Here is an 18,082-nt window from a genome sequence, read left to right as displayed (position 1 = left end):
ACTGCGAAATCATTTGCTAAAGTAATTGAGTTGCACAGCGATCCTCGATAGCTCAATTGGCAGAGCAACGCACTGTTAATGCGTAGGTTCTTGGTTCGAGTCCAAGTCGAGGAGCTTATGAGTCCCGGCCACTAAGGTGGCCGGGACTTTGTGCGTTCCGGCCCTGGTGCATTGTGGGCGCAGGTACTCCGCGGGGAGTACCGAGACCTGCACCCGGCAGGCGATGTCCTCGCCGGGCGTGGCAACTAGCATCGAAGCATGCTCCCTTCTGCCTCACCACGCTCCCCGCGTTCGGCGAATGCAATGGTGGAGTCGCTCATGAAGGGCACCGGTTTCGGGCAACCCCGTTCGCGGCGGTCGCAACGACTGCGGCTCTGGTTGCCAGTGGCTATTTCTTTTGTGATTCAGGTGCCGCCCACGATAGCCAGCGTGTTGTGGGTCGAACCATCGTTGCTCGTGGGCATTGCTACGGTCACGCTCTCCGTTCTCGGGCCCGTGCTGCTTATCTGGGTGCGGCGCTATCCGGGGCCGATTGTCGCGATTCTCTCGGTGGCAGGAGCCGCCGACTTCCTTCTGGGCTACTCGTGGACCACTCCGCCCTACTTGGCTCTTGCCTTTGCGGTTGTTATCGCGATCTCGCATGGGGCACGCACGTGGACGTGGGTGTCGATGATTGTGGCGTGGGAGGGCACGTTGCTCGCCGCGCTGCTCGCAGGTGTTGCGCTCGAACCGCCGCGCGTCGTTGCGACAACGGTCGGACTTTTGCTCGTGCTGGGCTTCGCTGAAGCCAATCGTCGTCGTCTCGAGAACTTCGTGCAGTTTCAGAAGGCGTTCACAGATCGCCGGGAGCAAGAACTGCGGGAAGAACGAGTGCGTATCGCTCGCGAACTGCACGACGTTCTGGCCCATTCGCTCAGCCAAATCAATGTGCAGGCGGGCGTGGGGCTGCATCTCATGCACAAGCAACCCGAACAGGCTGAGGCGGCGCTGGCGAGCATCAAGAGTTCGAGCAAGGATGCGCTTGACGAGGTGCGCTCGTTGCTCGGCATGCTCCGTAACGAGGATGCCGCAGCCGGCGAGTTCGACACCGATGCGGTTCCGCCTGTGCCTGAACCTGACCTTTCACGGCTTGAGAGCCTCGCCGCCTCGGTTCGCACCCAGGGACTCACGGTCATCCTCTCGAACGACATCCCGGAGCAGACCCCCGCGGCGGTGCAACTCGCGCTGTTTCGCATTGCGCAGGAGTCGCTGACGAACGTGGTCCGCCACGCAGCGGCGACGGCGGCCACGGTCACGTTAGTGATCGACGGAGACGACTATGTCGCTACTATTGCCGACAACGGTGTCGGTATCGATACCGACGGACACACAGCGGGGCGAGGGTTGTTGGGTATGCGCGAACGGGCCGAACTTCTCGGTGGCACGCTCCGCGTGGCCGAAGCCAAGCCGCGCGGCACCGTGGTGACCGCCCGCATTCCGCGTCGTTCGGCATCCGCATGATCCGTGTTGTTGTTGCGGATGATCAGCAACTGATTCGCGCGGGCTTTCGAAGCCTGCTCAGCGCCGAAGATGACATCGAGGTCGTGGGCGAGGCGGCCACCGGAACCGACGTCATCGAGGTTGTGCGGCGCGAACGTCCCGATGTCGTGCTGATGGACATCCGGATGCCCGATGGTGACGGCCTCTGGGCAACCGAGCAAATTGCGACCATTCCCGACCTCGCTGAGACGCGCATCGTTGTCGTCACAACGTTCGAGGTCGATGAGTATGTCGCGCGGGCTATTCGCGCCGGAGCGAGCGGCTTTCTTGTGAAAGACACTGAGCCGGTCGAGCTGATCCGGGCGGTGCGTGTGGTCGCTTCCGGCGACGCCCTGCTGAGCCCTGGCGTGACAAAACGACTGCTCGAACGCTTTGCCCGCGGCTCACAAGTGGCGGTTGATGCCAGCATCCTGTCGGCGATCACCGAGCGCGAACGCGAAGTTCTTGCCCTGGTCGGGCAGGGGCTCACGAATGCCGAGATTGGCGTCAAGCTCTTTCTGAGCCCGCTGACGGCCAAAACTCATGTCTCCCGCATTATGTCTAAGCTCATGGCGCGCGACCGCGTACAACTTGTCGTCATCGCTTATGAGACCGGGCTGGTATCGCTGGGGCGGGCGGTGTGACGAGTTACGCGTCGAGCTGTTCCTCGGTGGGGAGCCACGAGAGGCCAGGCTGACCCCAGCCTTGCTTGCGGATCGCTTTCGCGGCGGCCTTGGCATCCGGTGCTTGCAGACGGTCGGCATAGAGCACGCCGTCGAGGTGATCGTATTCATGCTGAAAAATGCGGGCGAGCCAGCCCGACGCTTCGATTTCGAACGGCTGCTGCTGCAGGTCGAAGGCGCGCAGAATGACGCGGTCGGCACGCGCAAGCGGGTAGCGTTCGCCGGGGATCGAGAGGCAGCCCTCTTCGTCGGCTTCGTCAGCGTCGAGCACGGGAGTGGGGCTTTGCCAGAGTTCGGGATTGATGGCGACACCGTGCCAGTGCACGTCGTCATCATCTGTCCAGTCGTAGACAAAGATGCGAAGGCCCACGCCCACCTGCGGGGCGGCCAAGCCGACGCCCGGCGCTTCTTCCATCGTCTCGATCATGTCGTTGACGAGAGTGGTGAGCTCGCTATCGAAGGCCGTTACCGGGTTCGCTGGAGTGTGGAGCACCGGATCGCCGGTGATAATGATGGGAAGAACGGCCATGTACCCAGAATATCCCGTGTGAACCGAGTACATTTGACGGGTGCCGCCGGACATCCTTGACCTCAGCGATCAGATAAGCCTGACGCCGCTGCAAGCGGTGGGCATCCCGCTAGCCCTCATCGGCGCGATCCTGTTGTCGCTGGGAGCACAGTTCCAACATCGTGGCGTTGCCCGCATGGAACAGCACCACGGTAGCGAAGCCAGCACTGGCCTCAACTTTTCCCAGATCAAGGCACTGCTTGCCCGTCCGTCGTGGGTAATCGGAACGGCGTTCCTCGGGCTCGCCATCGTTTTTCAGCTCTCGAGCCTGTCGCTTTCCCCGCTCATGGTGGTGCAACCGCTCGGCGCCGTAGCGCTCGTCATGACAGCGATCATGAATTCCCGCATTACCAAGGTGCGTTTGGATGCCATTTCCATTCGAGCGATCGTGATGTGCGTTGTCGGCGTTGGCGTTTTCGTCGGAATCGCGGCGATGTTCGCGAAATCCACCGTTATTACGCAGCGTGAGCTCTCGATTGTGCTCATCGTGTTGGCGATCGTCTTGGCACTCTGGATCGTGCTGTTCCTGGTTTTCCGTAAGAACGCGTCACCGGTGTTTTACATCCTGGGCGCTGGCATGCTGTTTGGTTTCGTCGCGACGCTTGCGAAGGTTGTCATCGACCGGATCAAGACCATCGTCATTTCGGGGTCGGGGTTCGAGAGCACGGACTTTCTCACCATCCTGTGCATCGTCGGACTGATCGCGGCATCCCTTCTTGGTTCGTATTTTGTGCAGACGGCGTATGCATCGGGGCCGCCCGATCTCGTTGTTGCGGGGCTCACTGTCGTCGACCCCCTTGTTGCCGTAACCGTCGGCATCATCGTGTTGGGCGAAGCGGCGGATGCGCCGATGTGGGCAGTGATCGCGTTTGTGATTACGGGTGCCGTGGCCATTTTTGGCGTCTTCTCACTCTCTAAGCACCACCCGCAACTGAAGTCGTAGCATTTCGAGCAGCTCGGCTCAGCGACCCGTGGGTGCAGGCGCCGTGAGGTACGTTATTAGGTGCCGTTGACCTGACCGGGTCGTAAACAAGATGGCTCGTGACGCACAACTGTTAAGGAACTCTTCGACTGTGACTTCCGCTGTGAAACGCTCGCCCCATGAGGGCAAACCGCGACTTCGCATTCTGATCGGCGCCGACACCTTCTGGCCGCAAATTAACGGCGCGGCAACCTTCATTGCTCGATTGGCGGCTGGTCTCGCTGAGCGTGGTCATGACGTTCACATCGTGGCTCCCTCGTACTCCAATAAAAAGTTGGGCACGATGGTTGAGGAGCATGAGGGCCAGAAAATGACCCTGCACCGCCTCTATTCGTGGCGCTGGCTCGGCCACCCGTGGCTTCGGTTCATGATGCCGTGGCGGGTCAGGCAAAATTCGGCACGCATCCTTGATCAGGTGAAGCCCGATGTCATTCACTTTCAGTCGCACATTATCGTCGGTCGCGGCATGACGATCGAGGGCGAGAAGCGAGGAATTCGTCTCGTCGGCACTAATCACTTCATGCCCGAGAATTTGCTCGATCACGCCTACATCATCCCCAAGTTTTTGCGCCGAAAAGCTATTCAGGCGGGGTGGGCGGCTGCCGGGCGTTCCTTCTTGCGTGCCGCGTGGGTAACCACTCCGACCCGGCGCGCCGCCGAATATCTCGAAGCAAACACGAGCGTGCGCAACGTCGTAGCGGTGTCCTGTGGCATCAATGCCGATGGTTACAACGGCAATCTTGAGCCCAAGCCGGAGAACCTCATTGTGTTCTTAGGGCGTCTCTCCGACGAGAAGCAGATCGATAAACTCATTCGCGCTCTCGCGATTCTTGACCCTGCGCTCGACGCGAAGCTCGAGATCGTGGGCGGGGGAGAGCTCGAGGGAAAACTTCGCGCCCTCGCAACCTCGTTGGGTGTCGCGGATCGTGTCACCCTCACCGGATTTGTCGAGCAAGATCAACTGCGTGATGCGCTTCAGCGTGGTTCAGTGTTCGCGATGCCATCCATTGCTGAGTTGCAAAGCATCTCAACAATGGAAGCGATGGCTTCTGGGCTGCCCGTCGTTGCTGCCGATGCCATGGCTCTGCCTCACCTGGTTCACGATGGTGAGAACGGGTTCCTGTTCGAGCCAGGCAACGTTGAGGACCTGGCCGCAAAGCTCACCCGTGTGCTGTCGATGCCCGCGGATGAGGTTCTGAAGTTCAAGAAAGAAAGCTTGGCGATTGTGGCCGCCCACGACATCCAGCGCACCTTGGATACGTTCGAGAGCATGTATCGCGGCGAAGAGGTCTCTGCCGCTGTATCATCGGGCAGAAAGAACGAGAGCGCCTCCTAATCGGAGACGCTCTCGTGGGAGCCACAGCAATCGGCTCGTGATTGTAGGCGTGGAGCCTACTTCTTTGCGGGAGTGCGGTTTTCGGCCGACACCATCCAGGCGTACTGTTCGAGTGTTTCGAGGATGCCGTGCAGCAGATCCGCGCTTGTGGGGTCCTCTTCGTCAATAGGATCGTGCACTTCGCGGATAGTCGCGATGGTGCCTTCGAGGCGTTCCGTCAGCAGGTCGATGGTGTGCGTGGTGTCTACTTCACCAGCGGGAAACTCGGGGAGTGTGGTGGTGGCGGCAACGGTGTCGCTGCGGCCATCCGGTGTGGCGTGCAGTGCGCGCATCCGTTCGGCAATGGTGTCGCTGAAGCCGCGAGCGGCGTCAATGATCTCATCAAGCACGAGGTGGGTGTCGCGGAAGTTCTTACCGACGACGTTCCAGTGGGCCTGCTTGCCCTGGAGCTGAAGTTCGAGCAGTTCTACAAGAACCTGCTGAAGACGATCCGCCAGCCCCTTGGACGCAGTGAAGCCTCGCTCAGCATTCTGCTGGCGGGTTTTGCGAGCCCCAGATTTGGCCGGACTTGTGGTCTGCGCTTTCTGTGAATCAGTCATGGTGCAACCGTACGAGCGTCGGTTTAGCACTGGCTTGGTGTTGCTTGGGAGGAAGCTGAGCGTGTGAGACTAGCTCGGGCGCGACTCGTGACTTAGGCTCGGATTTACCGTCCGATGTGAGGGAGAGCGCTGTGGCGATGAGATTTCTGTTGGTATTCGCTTGGCTCGTGCCGGCATTCATCGTTGTGCTCGGGCTGAATGCAGGCGCCACGATCTGGCATTACATGGAACCGCAGATGGGCGTAGTTCCGGATCCGGGTACCTACTATGTTGCCGTATTTGCGGGACTCATAGCCCTGCTCTTGAGCATCGCCGTAGCGATGGGCATCTCGATCCACGTGGGTAGTTCCCGCCCCAACGCGAACGCGAATGTTGCTTCATCCGATCGCTAGATCGGGCGCGGAGATTTCTAGTCCAGCACTGGTCTCTGCTCTGTGCTGTGGCGTGTGTTGACTCGCTGATTTTGCCGGTAACGTAGATACGCGCTCGCACTCGTGCGGGCACGGGGCGGTAGCTCAGCTGGTTAGAGCAGCGGACTCATAATCCGTCGGTCATGGGTTCAAGTCCCATCCGCCCTACATTTCGCGTTCACGCCAAGCGCTTCTGACGCGCCCTCCGCCCCGGGGTGCTCACGGTGGCTCACACGAGAAGGGCCCCATCCGCTTCCGAATGAGGCCCTTTCGATCATGTCGTGTCTACTTGAGGAACGACAGAGGTTTTCCGTCGTAGTAGGCATACACGGAGTCATACTCGGCATAGATCACGCCGGCAACGTCGTTTCCGCCCTCGACTGTTGCGGCGATGAAGCACTGTTCAATGGTGGCGCCATCGGTGTCGAATTCTTTCGTGAACGACTGAGTTGTGCAGTCGTCCCAACCGATGACGGTGACGTCTTGAATCTTCTCGCTGTTGGCGTCAACGGGGGAGAACCCCGTGTAATCGGCGTCGAAAGCGATCGAATCACCGGATACCTTCTGCTGCTCAACAGACAGGAACCACACGTTGTATCCCTTGAGCTGGGAAATCTGCTTGACGAGGTAATCCGTCTGCGCAGCTGTTGCTGGCTCGATGCTCACGAGACGTGCAGCGATTACTGCCGTCGCGTCATCAATTCCTGCATAGTCGTAGGATGCCCACTCACCGAGCTTCACGGTTGATCCGGGGGCTGCGACATCGCCAGAAGCGGTGCCGGTCGACTCCTCGGTCGTCTCCTCCGTTGGCTCGACTGAGGGCGCGGCGGCTTCCGGTACTTCTTCACTGGCTGTGACCGCGCATCCAGAGAGTGTGAGCCCGGCAATAATTGCCCAAGCGAAGGCGCTGCGTTTACGTGCTGATATCAACTGAGATCTCTTCCCCACCGCGTTGCGGTCGACGGCCCTGGCGCTCGAACGCACGCGTGCGTTTCCCCCGAGCTGCAGGGTCACATTGCAACAATGAATATTGCTTGTTTTTGAAGGTTACAAGGAAAAATCAGTTATTGCGAACTCACGAATGCGCGAACTCGCTAACGGCACGTCAGCCGTCGAGCCGCTCGGCTAGCTCGCTCATGCTCAGAACCGTTTCTGTTGGTGCGCGGAAATGGGGCGGATACAGCGAGTCTCCTCGGTTCACCCACGCCGTCGAGAGTCCAGCTTCCGCGGCTCCGTGGATGTCCCACGGGTGGACCGCGACGAGGTATGCCGATCCGTGAGCATGGGCGTTGGTGCGGGTGAGCGCATCCTCGTAAGCGCCACGCGCCGGCTTCCACGGCGCGTGTTCTTCCACGGACAGGGTGCCATCGACTAGATCTGACAACCCTGCTTCGCGTAATAGCCGCTCCGCGGTGCTGGCGGGGCCATTGGAGAGCGTAAAGAGTCGGTGCCCAGCAGCGTGGAGAGCGCGGATGCCGGGCGCAACGTCGTCGTGAAGCTGAACTGTGGAGAAGGCGTCGAGTACGGCATCCACAGAGCTTTCTAATGAGCCGGTGAGCGGAAGTCCGCGGAGGATGTCGCGCGCATTAGTCTGTGCAATTTCAAGAAAACGCGCCTGGCTACCGGTTGAGGTGAGGGCGAAGCCGTCCCGCAGTACCGTGTTGAACCAGGTGGCGGACACTCCACGCCCGGCGCCGATAGCCTCGAATGCATCCCCGACGGGCGAAAGATCTGACAGCGTCTCGTTGACGTCGAAGAAGATCGTGACGGGCTTGTTTGTCATCTCACACCGGCTTTCTGTGCCCGATCGCCGCCGCGGGAATGCGGAGGCAACCTCGAGCACTGAGCCCTACGGTACGCGCAGCAGCGAACGCTTTCCTGAGATCCAGAACACAAGCGAGCCAAAAGTGAGCATGACGACGACAATGAGGCCGACGTAGAAGAAGACGCTGCCGTAGCCGGTGTCGGGGTGCAAGAAGGGATAGGGCACCCAGCCGTCTGTTGCGCCGCGCACGAGCACAACGATGACCCAGACAATCGGGTAAATCAACACAATCCACAGACGACTGAAAGCGATGCGGCCGCGGTCGGAGAAGAGAATCCAATCGGCCAAGGCATATACGGGCGTGATGATGTGCAGTGCCGCGTTTGCCCAGGCGACCGGAACGCCACCGGCTGCACCCAACGGTGCGAGCAGCGTCGCATACACGACCCCGACGATGATGATGTAGGTCGTCACCGAAGCGCGCGCGATATTCAGGGCCGGCGAAGCAGCCTCGCCGCGCAGGGCAACAACCGCGATGACCGCGTACACGACCGCAAGGATGATGTTGGACTGAATGGTGAAATACCCGAACATGTTGAACGGGTTAATCACGGTGCGACCTGCTGCCTCGGCAACCGTTGCGATTACTGCGGCGGTGACGAGAGCGGCAATCGCTAAGCGCAATACCGCGACGATAACGGTGCCGTTTCGGGTTTCGGGTGTGGCGAGTTTGGTGGCGTAGGTCATAGTTCCCCTCGAACTAAAGCAAGTATGTGCATGACTATAGCGGAGCGAATCGCCGGCCGCGGATGAGGCACACTGCGGGGTGAAATCAGCGTGCCGCGACGAGGTACAGCGCACTTCTCTGAGCGGATAAAAAAGCCGGTCAGACGGTAAGTGCTTTCCTCTGAGGAATGGGCTATGGTCGAGATGATCACGCCAACTGAGACAAGGGGAAGCGGAATAATCATGGCCGGAAAATCGCCTAGAGGAAGCACCAAAAAGGAAGCCAAGCTGTCTATCAAAGACAAGCGGGCACACAAGCGGGCCAAGCTCGAAGACACCGGCTTCATCAAGCCGCGTAAGGGCCGCTAACGGCCCACCAACCGAACTCGTCAGGTTCCACACTCAAGCCTGATGAGTTCAGCGTGGCGGCGCGCAGTCGCAGGCACGGAAATCCCGTGTCCCTTCAGTGCGCCTCCGCCGCCACGCACCCTTACCCGATCGCTCGGAGTGGCTAGTTGCGCACCTTGCCGCGACCAAAGATCAGCCACAGGATTGAGCCGAAGATCGACAGGAAGAAGGCGACCAAGATCCACACGAACTTGCCGAGCACACCGTGATTGTTGCTCTTGGCGATCGAAACGACGGTGATGATGAAGATGATCAGGCCGACGATGCCAAAACTGAAGCTAATAGGTTCCATGGTCTAAATCTATCGGGCATGGCACTATCAAGTTATGAGTTTGCTGGATGCAGCGTGGCAATCCCTTGGGGAAGATGCCGCCGCCCTCGCGTTAGTGCGCGACCAAGGCACAGCTGTGCCCCTGACAGGAGTGCTGCCCTCTGGCCGCTTCGTTCATGACGCCATGGCTACGGCGTCGTTTTCTGCGTCGCTGCTGGCGGCGCGGAGGGTCGGATGCGCGGTGCCTTCCGTCGAACTCAATCCGCTCAAAGTGGCGACTGCCGTCACGAGCGACAAACACTTTCGGCAGGATGGCGAACCGGTAGCGGCGTGGGCTGAGCTCTCTGGCTTTTGGCCCTGCAGCGACGGTTGGGTTCGCACCCACGCCAACTATCCACATCATCGCGCAGCGCTGCTGAGCGCTCTCGAACTTCCCTCCGAGACAGGCGCCGACGAGTTCATGCTCGCCCTCCATCCCATGGCCGCGGCTGACGTTGAAGAGAAAGTTGTCGCCGCCGGGGGAGTCGCGACCGTCGTGCGCACCGCAGAGGAGTGGGCCGAGCATCCGCAAGCCCAAGCGTTGGCCGGACTGCCCGTTGTCGAGCTGACCTCGCTCGGTGATACCGAATCTGCCCAGCTCACCGAGACAACCGTCGATGCGCCGCTGGCAGGCCTGCGCGTGCTCGACCTCACTCGCGTGATTGCCGGGCCCGTCGCGGCACGAACCTTGGCGCTGTGGGGCGCCGACGTTCTGCGCATCGACAGCCCGCGGCATCCCGAAATCCCGTGGCAGCACCTCGACACCGGCGCAGGCAAACGCTCAGCCCTGCTCGACCTCGACGACGACACCGACCGAGCAACGTTCGAGAAACTGCTTGAGACCGCGGATGCCGTACTCACCGCCTACCGCCCCGGTTCTTTAGATAAGTTCGGACTTTCGCCCGCGGCTCTCGCCGAGCGCCGCCCAGGAATTATCGTGGGCCGCCTCAGCGCGTGGGGAACGGTCGGACCGCTGGCTGAACGCCGCGGCTTCGACAGCATCGTGCAGGCGGCGACGGGAATCGCGTTGGCGGAGGGTGAAGGCAAGGGAACGCCGGGCGCCCTGCCGGCGCAGGCTCTGGATCATGCGGCCGGTTATCTGCTCGCTGCCGGCATCACGACGGCGGTGCGTCGCCGCATCGATGTGGGTCATTCGTGGCTCGTGGAGGTGTCGCTAGCGAGACTGGCGACCGAACTCGTGCAGCAGCGTCGTCCGCGGCACGCGCCAACGGCATCCGCTGGCTTCACTCCCACGGTAACAACTCACGACGGGGTGACCAGTGCGGTGCCTGCACCGGCCTACGCGGGCGGCCCTGGACGCTTCACGGCTCCCGCTGTTGCGTGGGGTTCGAGCGAAGCAGCATGGCTCTCGTGATGTGGTGTTGTCTGCTCGCGTGATGCGCTTCTTCAGCCTGACCGATCTAGCTTTCCTGAAATAATCCCGTGTCGGCGGTGGTTGGCATGATGGACTTCAACAAGGATGGACTTATGACTGACACTGCTGCACCCACGCTCACGCCCGAAGCTAAGCTCGCAACTTTTCGCGAACGTCGCGACCAGGCGGTCGTGCAGCAGAATGGCAACCTTGCGCTGACCAACACGCAGTGGGTCGACGCCGAGCAGACCATTTGGGGTGTGCCCGGCACGTGGGCTCCGCACGAGGATGGCCTCACGGTCACCGCCACCGCAGAAGACAACATTGTTGTCGACGGCACGCTTGTTGAGGGCAGCGCCGTTGTGCGCAGCAAGAGCCACGAGAACCCGAGCGCCATCGTCTTTGGCGAGACCGTCACGGGTTTCGTCATCAAGGCTCCTGAGGGCAACCACGCGCTGCGCGTCTGGGACACCAACTCGCCCGCCATTCAAGAGTTCGGCACGATTGATGCCTACGCCTACAACCCGGACTGGGTCATCAAGGCCACCTTCACGCCCAACCCCGAGGGCACAACGCTTGGTTTCGAGCACATCAAAGACAACGGTCAAGAGCGTGAGCAGCCGATTCCCGGTGACATTTCCTTCACGAAGGATGGCGTTGACTATAGCCTCGCCGCGTTCAAGTCGGGTCGCGCCCTTCAACTCGTCTTCGCGGACGCCACGAGCGGCGTTGACACCTACAGCGTTGGCCGTTTCCTCTTCGTTGCGCCCAACCCCGACGGAACGATCGTTCTCGACTTCAACCTCGCGATCCTGCCGCCCTGCGCTTTCAGCTACAACTTCAACTGCCCCATGCCGCCGAAGCAGAACCGTTTTTCGGTCGCTATTGAGGCCGGCGAAAAGAACGTACTCAAGAAGGACGGCTCGCTGCTGCACGAGTAGCTGGTTCTGGGCGGTTGGGCAGGGGGATCGCACGGCCTAGTCTGGCCGCCGAACGACTACAGGCGCGGCGAGTGCGACTCCAAGAATTCAAACACTTCGGTGGTGTCAACCCCGGGATACATTCCCGTGGGCATTGCCGCGAGCAGCGAACTGTTGAGCCGCGCGCTCGGGATCGAATGCCGCGCCCAGCGTGACGACAGGTTCTCGGGTGCGCTGCGGCAGCATCCCTCATCTGGACACGTCGACACGGCACGATTCGTGGTGTCGCGCCCACGGAACCACTTTGCTGACGCGAACGGCGTGCCCAGGCTCACCGAGAAATCACCGCGGCGACCCGACTGGATGCGCGACGTGCACCAGTAAGTTCCGCCTGGCTTGTCGGTGTACTGGTGGTACGGGCTGAAGCGGTCCTCGACGTCAAAGACTTGGCGCGCGCTCCACTGCCGGCACACGATTTGTCCCTCGATCGCGCCAAGCGCATCCGTCGGAAACGCAGCGCTGTCGTTCTCGTAGGCCTTCGAAATCGTGCCACCCTCGTGCACCTTCAAGAAGTGCACGGGAACGCCCAAATGTTCGGTCGCCAGGTTGGTGAAGCGGTGGGCCGCCGTCTCGTAGGGCACGGCAAAAGCATCCCGCAGATCCTCCACCGAGAGCTCGCGCTGCGCCTTCGCCGCAGTGAGAAACTCGACCGCTGTCTTCTCGGGCACCATGAGGGCGGCAGCGAGATAGTTTGTCTCCACTCGCTGGTAGAGAAACTCTGAATAGTCAGCGGGTTCCCGGATGCCCAACACATGCCCCGCAAGTGCCTGCAGCAGCGTCGAGCGCGGGTCTGTGCCCTCAGCCTGCGCGACGGGCAGATAGATGCGGCCGTTGCGCAAATCCGTGACGCTGCGCGTCGTCGCGGGCAGGTCGGGCACGTAGTGCAGTGAAAACCCGAGGTGCGAGGCAAGGTCGGAGGCGACCCGCTGAGAGAGCGGTCCGCCCGTGTGGCCAACAGCATCCAACAGTTCACGAGCGGTTACTTCAAGTTCGCCAAAGTAGTTGTTGCGCTTGCGCATCATGCGCCGCAGTTCGGTGTTGGCGCGGCGTGCTTCCTCGGGCGTTGCCGCACGTTCGCGGTGGAGGCGCTGCAATTCGTCGTGCAATCCGAGCACGGTTTCGATTGCCTCATCGCTGAGGGTCTTGCGCACCGGCAGCTCGGGCAGCGCGAGCGAGTTGTAGAGCGGGCCACGCTGCGCGCGTTCGAGAGCTATCTCGAGGGCAGCACGCCGTGACGGTGGCTCTGAGCTCAGCAGTTCATCCACCGACACCTCAAAGAAGCGGGCGATTTTCTGCAGCTCACTAAGTTTGAGCTCTCGCTTGCCGTTCTCGATAACGGAGACCTGAGATGCCGCACGCTCGAGCGCGGCACCGAGGTCATCGAGGGTGAGACCGCGATCGGTGCGGAGTTGACGGATGCGGCGGCCAACGGTGAGGGAATCGAACATGTCCTCATCGTCTGCCTGCGTACGCGTGCGTGGGGTCATCCGAACATCCTCCTTGATGGCCTTCTGTCGAAAAACAGAAGAATCATGATAATTCTGCAATAAATCGTGGTGAAGAACTAGTGCAGCGGCACCAGAGTCGAAGAAACGAAGTACCGATGAACCACTGACGAAGGAGCCAGCAATGACGAACAACCGCCCCGGCGACCAAAACCAGACCGCAGCCGAACTCGAAACCGAGTGGAAGACGGATGCGCGCTGGAACGGAATCGAACGCGATTTCAGCGCCGAAGACGTCATCGCCCTCCGCGGAAGTGTTCGGGAAGACCGCACTCTTGCTCGTCGCGGCGCCGAGAACCTCTGGAATCTCCTGCAGCGCGACAACACCGAATGGGTCGCCGCGCTGGGAGCGCTCACCGGCAACCAGGCCGTGCAGCAAGTGCGCGCCGGGCTCGAAGCGATCTACCTCAGCGGTTGGCAGGTTGCCGCCGACGCCAACCTCTCCGGCCAGACCTACCCCGACCAGAGCCTCTACCCGGCCAACAGCGTGCCGGCCGTTGTGCGTCGCATCAACAACGCGCTGATGCGGGCCGACCAGATCGAGACCGCCGAGGACGGCGCTCCCCGGACCGATTGGATGGCACCGATCGTTGCCGATGCGGAAGCCGGCTTTGGCGGGCCCCTGAACTCCTACGAGCTCATGTCATCCATGATCGAAGCCGGAGCGGCCGGCGTGCACTGGGAAGACCAGCTCGCGTCAGAGAAGAAGTGTGGCCACATGGGCGGCAAGGTTCTCATCCCGACCGCGCAGCACGTTCGCACTCTCAACGCGGCTCGACTCGCGGCAGATGTTGCGGGTGTCTCGAGCATCATCATTGCTCGCACCGACTCTCTTGCTGCCGACCTCATCACCAACGATGTGGATGACCGCGACAAGCCATTCTTGACGGGGGAGCGCACCAGTGACGGCTTCTACCGCACCACTCCGGGCATCGAAACGGTCCTCAGTCGCGGCCACGCCTACGCGCCCTATGCAGACCTGCTCTGGGTGGAGAGTGCGAAGCCTGATCTTGAGTTGGCGCGCACCTTTGCGGAAAGCATCCACAAGGAGTTCCCTGGCAAGAAGCTCGCCTACAACTGCTCGCCGTCTTTCAACTGGAAGCGTCACCTCGACGACGACCAGATCGCGAGCTTCCAGCGCGAGTTGGCCGCCATGGGTTACGCCTTCCAGTTCATCACCCTTGCCGGGTTCCACGCCCTCAACCACTCGATGTACACCCTGGCTCGGGGCTACAGCGAGCGTCACATGAGTGCGTACGTGGAACTGCAAGAGGCAGAGTTCGCGTCTGAAGCAGACGGCTACACGGCAACGCGCCACCAGCGCGAGGTCGGAACAGGGTACTTCGATCGCATCGCGACGGCCCTCAACCCCACGAGCGAAACCCTCGCCCTCGTCGGCAGCACCGAAACGGCGCAATTTCATTAAGCCGGCACTGCCACTAAGCCGGCAACACCACCCCTCGACTACACAATTTTCTAAGGACAGATCATGACTACTCGCAGAATGGAACCGATCGCTGAATCGGAGGAACGATTCGACGACATCCTCACTCCGGATGCACTGCATTTCCTTACGCGGCTGCACGACCAGTTCGCTGGTCGCCGCCATGACCGCCTCGCGGCTCGCATGGAGTCGCGCAAGCACATCACCAACGGACGCAACTTGCGCTTCTTGCCCGAAACCGCGGCGATTCGCGAGGACGACAGCTGGCGTGTTGCCGGCGCAGGTCCTGGACTCGATGACCGGCGGGTTGAGATCACCGGGCCGACCGATCGCAAGATGACCGTCAACGCCATGAACTCGGGTGCGAAGGTATGGCTTGCCGATCAGGAAGACGCGACAAGCCCGACGTGGCACAACGTCATCGGTGGGCAAATCAATTTGCACGACGCGATCCGTCGTCAGATCGACTTCACGACCCCCGAGGGCAAGACCTACGCTCTCGGCGAGGAGACGCCCACAATCGTGATGCGACCACGTGGGTGGCATCTGGTAGAAAAGCACCTCCGGTACACCGACCGGGCAGGGTTGCGTACGCCGGCATCCGGTTCGCTCGTTGACTTCGGGCTCTACATATTCCATAACGCGCACGAACTCATCGAGCGCGGCAGTGGCCCGTACTTTTACATCGCGAAAATCGAGAATCACCTTGAAGCGCGCCTGTGGGATGACGTGTTCACGTTCGCCGAGAACGCTCTGAACATTCCCCACGGCACGATTCGCGCGACGGTGCTGATCGAGACGATTCCTGCGGCGTTCGAGATGGAAGAGATCCTGTACGAGCTGCGCGAACACTGCGCTGGCCTCAATGCTGGTCGCTGGGATTACATCTTCTCGATCATCAAGAACTTCCGCGGTCGTGGGGCGAGCTTTGTGCTCCCTGACCGTTCCGCCATCACGATGACGGTGCCGTTCATGCGGGCCTATACCGAGCTGCTCGTTGCGACCTGCCACAAGCGGGGAGCACATGCCATCGGCGGCATGAGCGCGTTCATTCCGAACCGTCGAGACCCTGAAGTGACCGCTCGTGCCCTCGACGCTGTGACGCGCGACAAGCGCCGCGAGGCCACCGATGGCTTCGATGGAACCTGGGTCGCGCATCCGGATCTCATCCCCACCGCCCGCGCCGAGTTCGACGCGGTATTGGGGGAGCGCCCCAACCAGGTTGATCGCCTGCGCGACGATGTTCATGTGACGGCGGAGGACCTGCTCGACCTGCGCATCGACGGTGCAGTGACGGATGCCGGAGTGCGTTCCAACGTCTCCATTGCGCTGCGCTACATCGAGAGCTGGCTCCGCGGAGTCGGCGCCGCTGCGATCGACAACCTGATGGAGGACGCCGCGACCGCTGAGATCAGCCGCAGCCAACTTTGGCAGTGGATGCACCAGCACGTGGTGACGGCGGAGGGCACTCCCATCACACACCGCAGCATCGAGGAGGAGCTCGCCCACGTGTTCGCCACGATCGAGCGCACACCAGGCGATCGTTTCGATGAGGCCGCTGCGGTCTTCCGCGAAGTAACGCTGGAAGAGGAGTTCCCCACCTTCCTCACCCTCAGCGCCTACAGCAGCTACCTCGTAGAACAGCCTCGCGAGAACGCCGCCTGACGCGCCCATGGGCTAGCCGCGCGATGCTTTCGGCTGATCAATGAGGATCACGAAAGCGCGGCTAGCCCGTGACTCGCGCGAGCAGATAAGCGGCCGCTGTCGGCGCAGCACGGCAGACTAGTCACGTGTACCTCGTGCTCGCGACTAGCGGCCGCACCCTCACCGCCACACGCGTGGATGCTGCGGGAGCGGTTGTTGGCGAACTCGCTGTCGAGAATCTGGCGGCGTTTGTCGCGCAGACGCAAGCTGCGCAGCCTGACACTCGGTGGGTGTGGCATGACACGGCGGCGTGGTATCCGTCGCTGCTCGAGGCTCGCGTGCGCGTCAATCGCTGTTTCGACCTGCGGTTGTGTCACGCCATTCTGCGCAATTCGGTGTTCACCCGGGAATCCACGCTGGCACGGGCCCGAGCCGGCAGCTGGGACGCCCTAGCTCAGGCTGGGCATGCGGCCCCCGTGGATCCGCTCAGGCCGCAACATTCAACACTGTTCGACTTCGACGATGACGCTCAGGCAGTAGCTGATGGCGAGCTCGATGTTCTGGCCGAATTTCTTCGGCAGCTCGATGCGGTAGCAACGTCGCGCGAGACCGGGCGGCTGCAACGGCTTCTTTCGGCAGAGTCGGCGGGTGCGCTCATTGCCGCCGAGATGCGATTCGCTGGGCTCCCGTGGAGTGCCCAAGCCCACGATGAAATTCTCACCGAGATGCTCGGACCGCGACCGAGCGTAGACGGCGAGCGGCCAGCAAAGCTTCAAGCGCTCGTCGACGAGATCCGCCTCAGGCTCGACTCGCCACGATTGGCGCCGGAATCTCCCGCTGAACTCCTGAGGGCGTTAAGCGTCGCAGGCATTCAGGCGACCACGACCCGGTCGTGGGAGCTCAAACAGTTGAAGCATCCGGTGATCGCACCGCTTCTCGAGTTCAAGAAGCTGCAACGTCTCATGACGGCCAATGGATGGTCATGGCTCGACTCATGGGTTGTCGACGGGCGCTTTCGGCCCGACTATGTTCCCGGCGGAGTTGTGACCGGCCGTTGGGCGACCAGCGGCGGTGGGGCCCTGCAGCTGCCGCATCTCATTCGCGGGGCGGTCAGGGCCGATCCGGGGTGGAAGTTTGTCGTCGCGGATGCGTCTCAGCTAGAGCCTCGCATCCTCGCGGCAATGGCCGGTGACCGCGGAATGGTCGCAGCCGGAGCATCCGGTGATCTCTACGAAGGCATCGTGGCGAGTGGAGCTGTCGACACCCGCGCCCACGCCAAACTCGCGATGCTCGGCGCAATGTATGGTGCCACCTCGGGGGAGAGCGGCCGACTGATGCCGCGGCTCGCTCGGGCCTACCCGCAGGCGATTGCTCTCGTCGAGCAGGCAGCTCGAGCCGGTGAGCGAGGCGAAGTCGTGAGCACGCAACTTGGCCGCAGTTCACCTCCGGGGAAACATGCCGCAGCGTATGACGACTCTCAGTCTCCGGCGCAACGAGCTGCCTCACAAGAACGGGGGCGGTCGTGGGGCCGCTTTACGCGAAACTTTATCGTGCAGGGAACCGCTGCAGAGTGGGCGCTCTGCTGGATGGCGAGCATCCGCAATCGACTCAGTCAGCTTTCGGATAACGCCTGGCTTACCGACGCACCACATCTCGTGTTTTTCCTGCACGATGAGGTCGTGGTGCACGCTCCGGCCGAGCTGGCAGGCAGCGTCGCCGAGCACGTGACCGCGGCGGCGGCGGATGCTGGGCGCCTCATTTTCGGCGACATCCCCGTCACATTCCCGCTCACGACCGCTATCGTCGATCGCTACGATCACGCCAAATAG

Annotated in this window: 18 protein-coding genes and 2 tRNA genes; 13 read left to right on the top strand and 7 right to left on the bottom strand. The window is 61.6% G+C overall.

The features are described from left to right. The first annotated feature begins 41 nt into the window (after window positions 1–41). The 3 genes from I6E81_RS02325 to I6E81_RS02315 all read left to right on the top strand — a co-directional run bounded on the left by I6E81_RS02325 (window position 42) and on the right by I6E81_RS02315 (window position 2,162). Window positions 42–114 (top strand) — tRNA-Asn (locus I6E81_RS02325). Window positions 115–258: 144 nt separating this feature from the next. Next, window positions 259–1,500, top strand: coding sequence for a sensor histidine kinase (locus tag I6E81_RS02320; protein ID WP_197105801.1), 1,242 nt, complete (start codon window positions 259–261; stop codon window positions 1,498–1,500). After that, window positions 1,497–2,162, top strand: a complete 666-nt coding sequence (locus I6E81_RS02315) for a response regulator transcription factor (RefSeq protein ID WP_197105800.1) — start codon at window positions 1,497–1,499, stop codon at window positions 2,160–2,162. The genes I6E81_RS02320 and I6E81_RS02315 overlap by 4 nt, the downstream gene beginning before the upstream one ends. 4 nt (window positions 2,163–2,166) lie before the next feature. On the opposite strand, the gene def is transcribed toward I6E81_RS02315, so the two are convergent. Beyond that, complete coding sequence (def, locus tag I6E81_RS02310; protein ID WP_197105799.1) at window positions 2,167–2,730, bottom strand: peptide deformylase; 564 nt, start codon at window positions 2,728–2,730, stop codon at window positions 2,167–2,169. A gap of 40 nt (window positions 2,731–2,770) precedes the next feature. On the opposite strand from def, the gene I6E81_RS02305 reads away from it, so the two are divergent. Further along, window positions 2,771–3,712 carry a DMT family transporter gene (locus I6E81_RS02305; RefSeq protein ID WP_197105798.1) on the top strand — a complete coding sequence of 314 codons (942 nt, stop codon included), beginning with the start codon at window positions 2,771–2,773 and terminating at the stop codon, window positions 3,710–3,712. 130 nt (window positions 3,713–3,842) lie between these two features. Further along, on the top strand, window positions 3,843–5,087 hold the full coding sequence (locus I6E81_RS02300; RefSeq protein WP_307783860.1) for a glycosyltransferase: 1,245 nt from the start codon (window positions 3,843–3,845) through the stop codon (window positions 5,085–5,087). Window positions 5,088–5,143: 56 nt separating this feature from the next. Here the strand turns inward: I6E81_RS02300 and I6E81_RS02295 are convergent, their stop codons facing one another. Beyond that, a complete protein-coding gene (locus I6E81_RS02295; protein ID WP_197105796.1) occupies window positions 5,144–5,686 on the bottom strand; it encodes a Dps family protein in 543 nt (180 codons plus the stop codon). 131 nt (window positions 5,687–5,817) lie between these two features. Here I6E81_RS02295 and I6E81_RS02290 point away from each other — a divergent pair, with 131 nt between their 5' ends. Together I6E81_RS02290 and I6E81_RS02285 are read left to right on the top strand one after the other, a co-directional pair. Continuing rightward, on the top strand, window positions 5,818–6,078 hold the full coding sequence (locus tag I6E81_RS02290; RefSeq protein WP_197105795.1) for a hypothetical protein: 261 nt from the start codon (window positions 5,818–5,820) through the stop codon (window positions 6,076–6,078). Between the two features lie 112 nt (window positions 6,079–6,190). Further along, window positions 6,191–6,264 (top strand) — tRNA-Ile (locus tag I6E81_RS02285). A 117-nt stretch (window positions 6,265–6,381) separates the two neighbouring features. Here I6E81_RS02285 and I6E81_RS02280 read toward each other — a convergent pair. The 3 genes from I6E81_RS02280 to I6E81_RS02270 all read right to left on the bottom strand — a co-directional run bounded on the left by I6E81_RS02280 (window position 6,382) and on the right by I6E81_RS02270 (window position 8,608). Beyond that, complete coding sequence (locus tag I6E81_RS02280) at window positions 6,382–7,026, bottom strand: hypothetical protein (protein WP_197105794.1); 645 nt, start codon at window positions 7,024–7,026, stop codon at window positions 6,382–6,384. 175 nt (window positions 7,027–7,201) lie between these two features. Then, window positions 7,202–7,879 (bottom strand): haloacid dehalogenase type II, encoded by a 678-nt coding sequence (locus I6E81_RS02275; protein ID WP_197105793.1) that lies wholly within the window; start codon window positions 7,877–7,879, stop codon window positions 7,202–7,204. A 66-nt stretch (window positions 7,880–7,945) separates the two neighbouring features. After that, complete coding sequence (locus I6E81_RS02270) at window positions 7,946–8,608, bottom strand: Pr6Pr family membrane protein (protein WP_197105792.1); 663 nt, start codon at window positions 8,606–8,608, stop codon at window positions 7,946–7,948. A 174-nt stretch (window positions 8,609–8,782) separates the two neighbouring features. On the opposite strand from I6E81_RS02270, the gene I6E81_RS02265 reads away from it, so the two are divergent. After that, a complete protein-coding gene (locus I6E81_RS02265) occupies window positions 8,783–8,956 on the top strand; it encodes a hypothetical protein (RefSeq protein ID WP_197107239.1) in 174 nt (57 codons plus the stop codon). A gap of 142 nt (window positions 8,957–9,098) precedes the next feature. Here I6E81_RS02265 and I6E81_RS02260 read toward each other — a convergent pair whose 3' ends face one another. Then, window positions 9,099–9,287 (bottom strand): PLDc N-terminal domain-containing protein, encoded by a 189-nt coding sequence (locus tag I6E81_RS02260; protein ID WP_197105791.1) that lies wholly within the window; start codon window positions 9,285–9,287, stop codon window positions 9,099–9,101. Window positions 9,288–9,321: 34 nt separating this feature from the next. Here I6E81_RS02260 and I6E81_RS02255 point away from each other — a divergent pair, with 34 nt between their 5' ends. Together I6E81_RS02255 and I6E81_RS02250 are read left to right on the top strand one after the other, a co-directional pair. After that, complete coding sequence (locus tag I6E81_RS02255; protein WP_197105790.1) at window positions 9,322–10,680, top strand: CoA transferase; 1,359 nt, start codon at window positions 9,322–9,324, stop codon at window positions 10,678–10,680. A gap of 113 nt (window positions 10,681–10,793) precedes the next feature. Then, complete coding sequence (locus I6E81_RS02250) at window positions 10,794–11,621, top strand: DUF1684 domain-containing protein (RefSeq protein ID WP_197105789.1); 828 nt, start codon at window positions 10,794–10,796, stop codon at window positions 11,619–11,621. A gap of 56 nt (window positions 11,622–11,677) precedes the next feature. Here I6E81_RS02250 and I6E81_RS02245 read toward each other — a convergent pair whose 3' ends face one another. Then, the gene (locus I6E81_RS02245; protein WP_197105788.1) at window positions 11,678–13,147 is read right to left on the bottom strand and encodes a helix-turn-helix transcriptional regulator; all 1,470 of its coding nucleotides are present in this window, start codon (window positions 13,145–13,147) and stop codon (window positions 11,678–11,680) included. A 142-nt stretch (window positions 13,148–13,289) separates the two neighbouring features. Between I6E81_RS02245 and aceA the strand changes: the two genes are divergently transcribed. The 3 genes from aceA (at window position 13,290) to I6E81_RS02230 (ending at window position 18,082) form a co-directional block, all read left to right on the top strand. Then, complete coding sequence (gene aceA, locus I6E81_RS02240) at window positions 13,290–14,591, top strand: isocitrate lyase (RefSeq protein WP_197105787.1); 1,302 nt, start codon at window positions 13,290–13,292, stop codon at window positions 14,589–14,591. A gap of 63 nt (window positions 14,592–14,654) precedes the next feature. Next, complete coding sequence (aceB, locus tag I6E81_RS02235) at window positions 14,655–16,274, top strand: malate synthase A (RefSeq protein ID WP_231603841.1); 1,620 nt, start codon at window positions 14,655–14,657, stop codon at window positions 16,272–16,274. Window positions 16,275–16,399: 125 nt separating this feature from the next. Continuing rightward, on the top strand, window positions 16,400–18,082 hold the full coding sequence (locus I6E81_RS02230) for a bifunctional 3'-5' exonuclease/DNA polymerase (protein ID WP_197105786.1): 1,683 nt from the start codon (window positions 16,400–16,402) through the stop codon (window positions 18,080–18,082).

It is taken from the genome of Salinibacterium sp. NG22, from assembly GCF_015864925.1.
GTDB lineage: Bacteria > Actinomycetota > Actinomycetes > Actinomycetales > Microbacteriaceae > Rhodoglobus.
The sequence above is the reverse complement of the archived record's forward strand: the minus strand, read 5'-3'. Positions and strand labels throughout refer to the sequence as shown.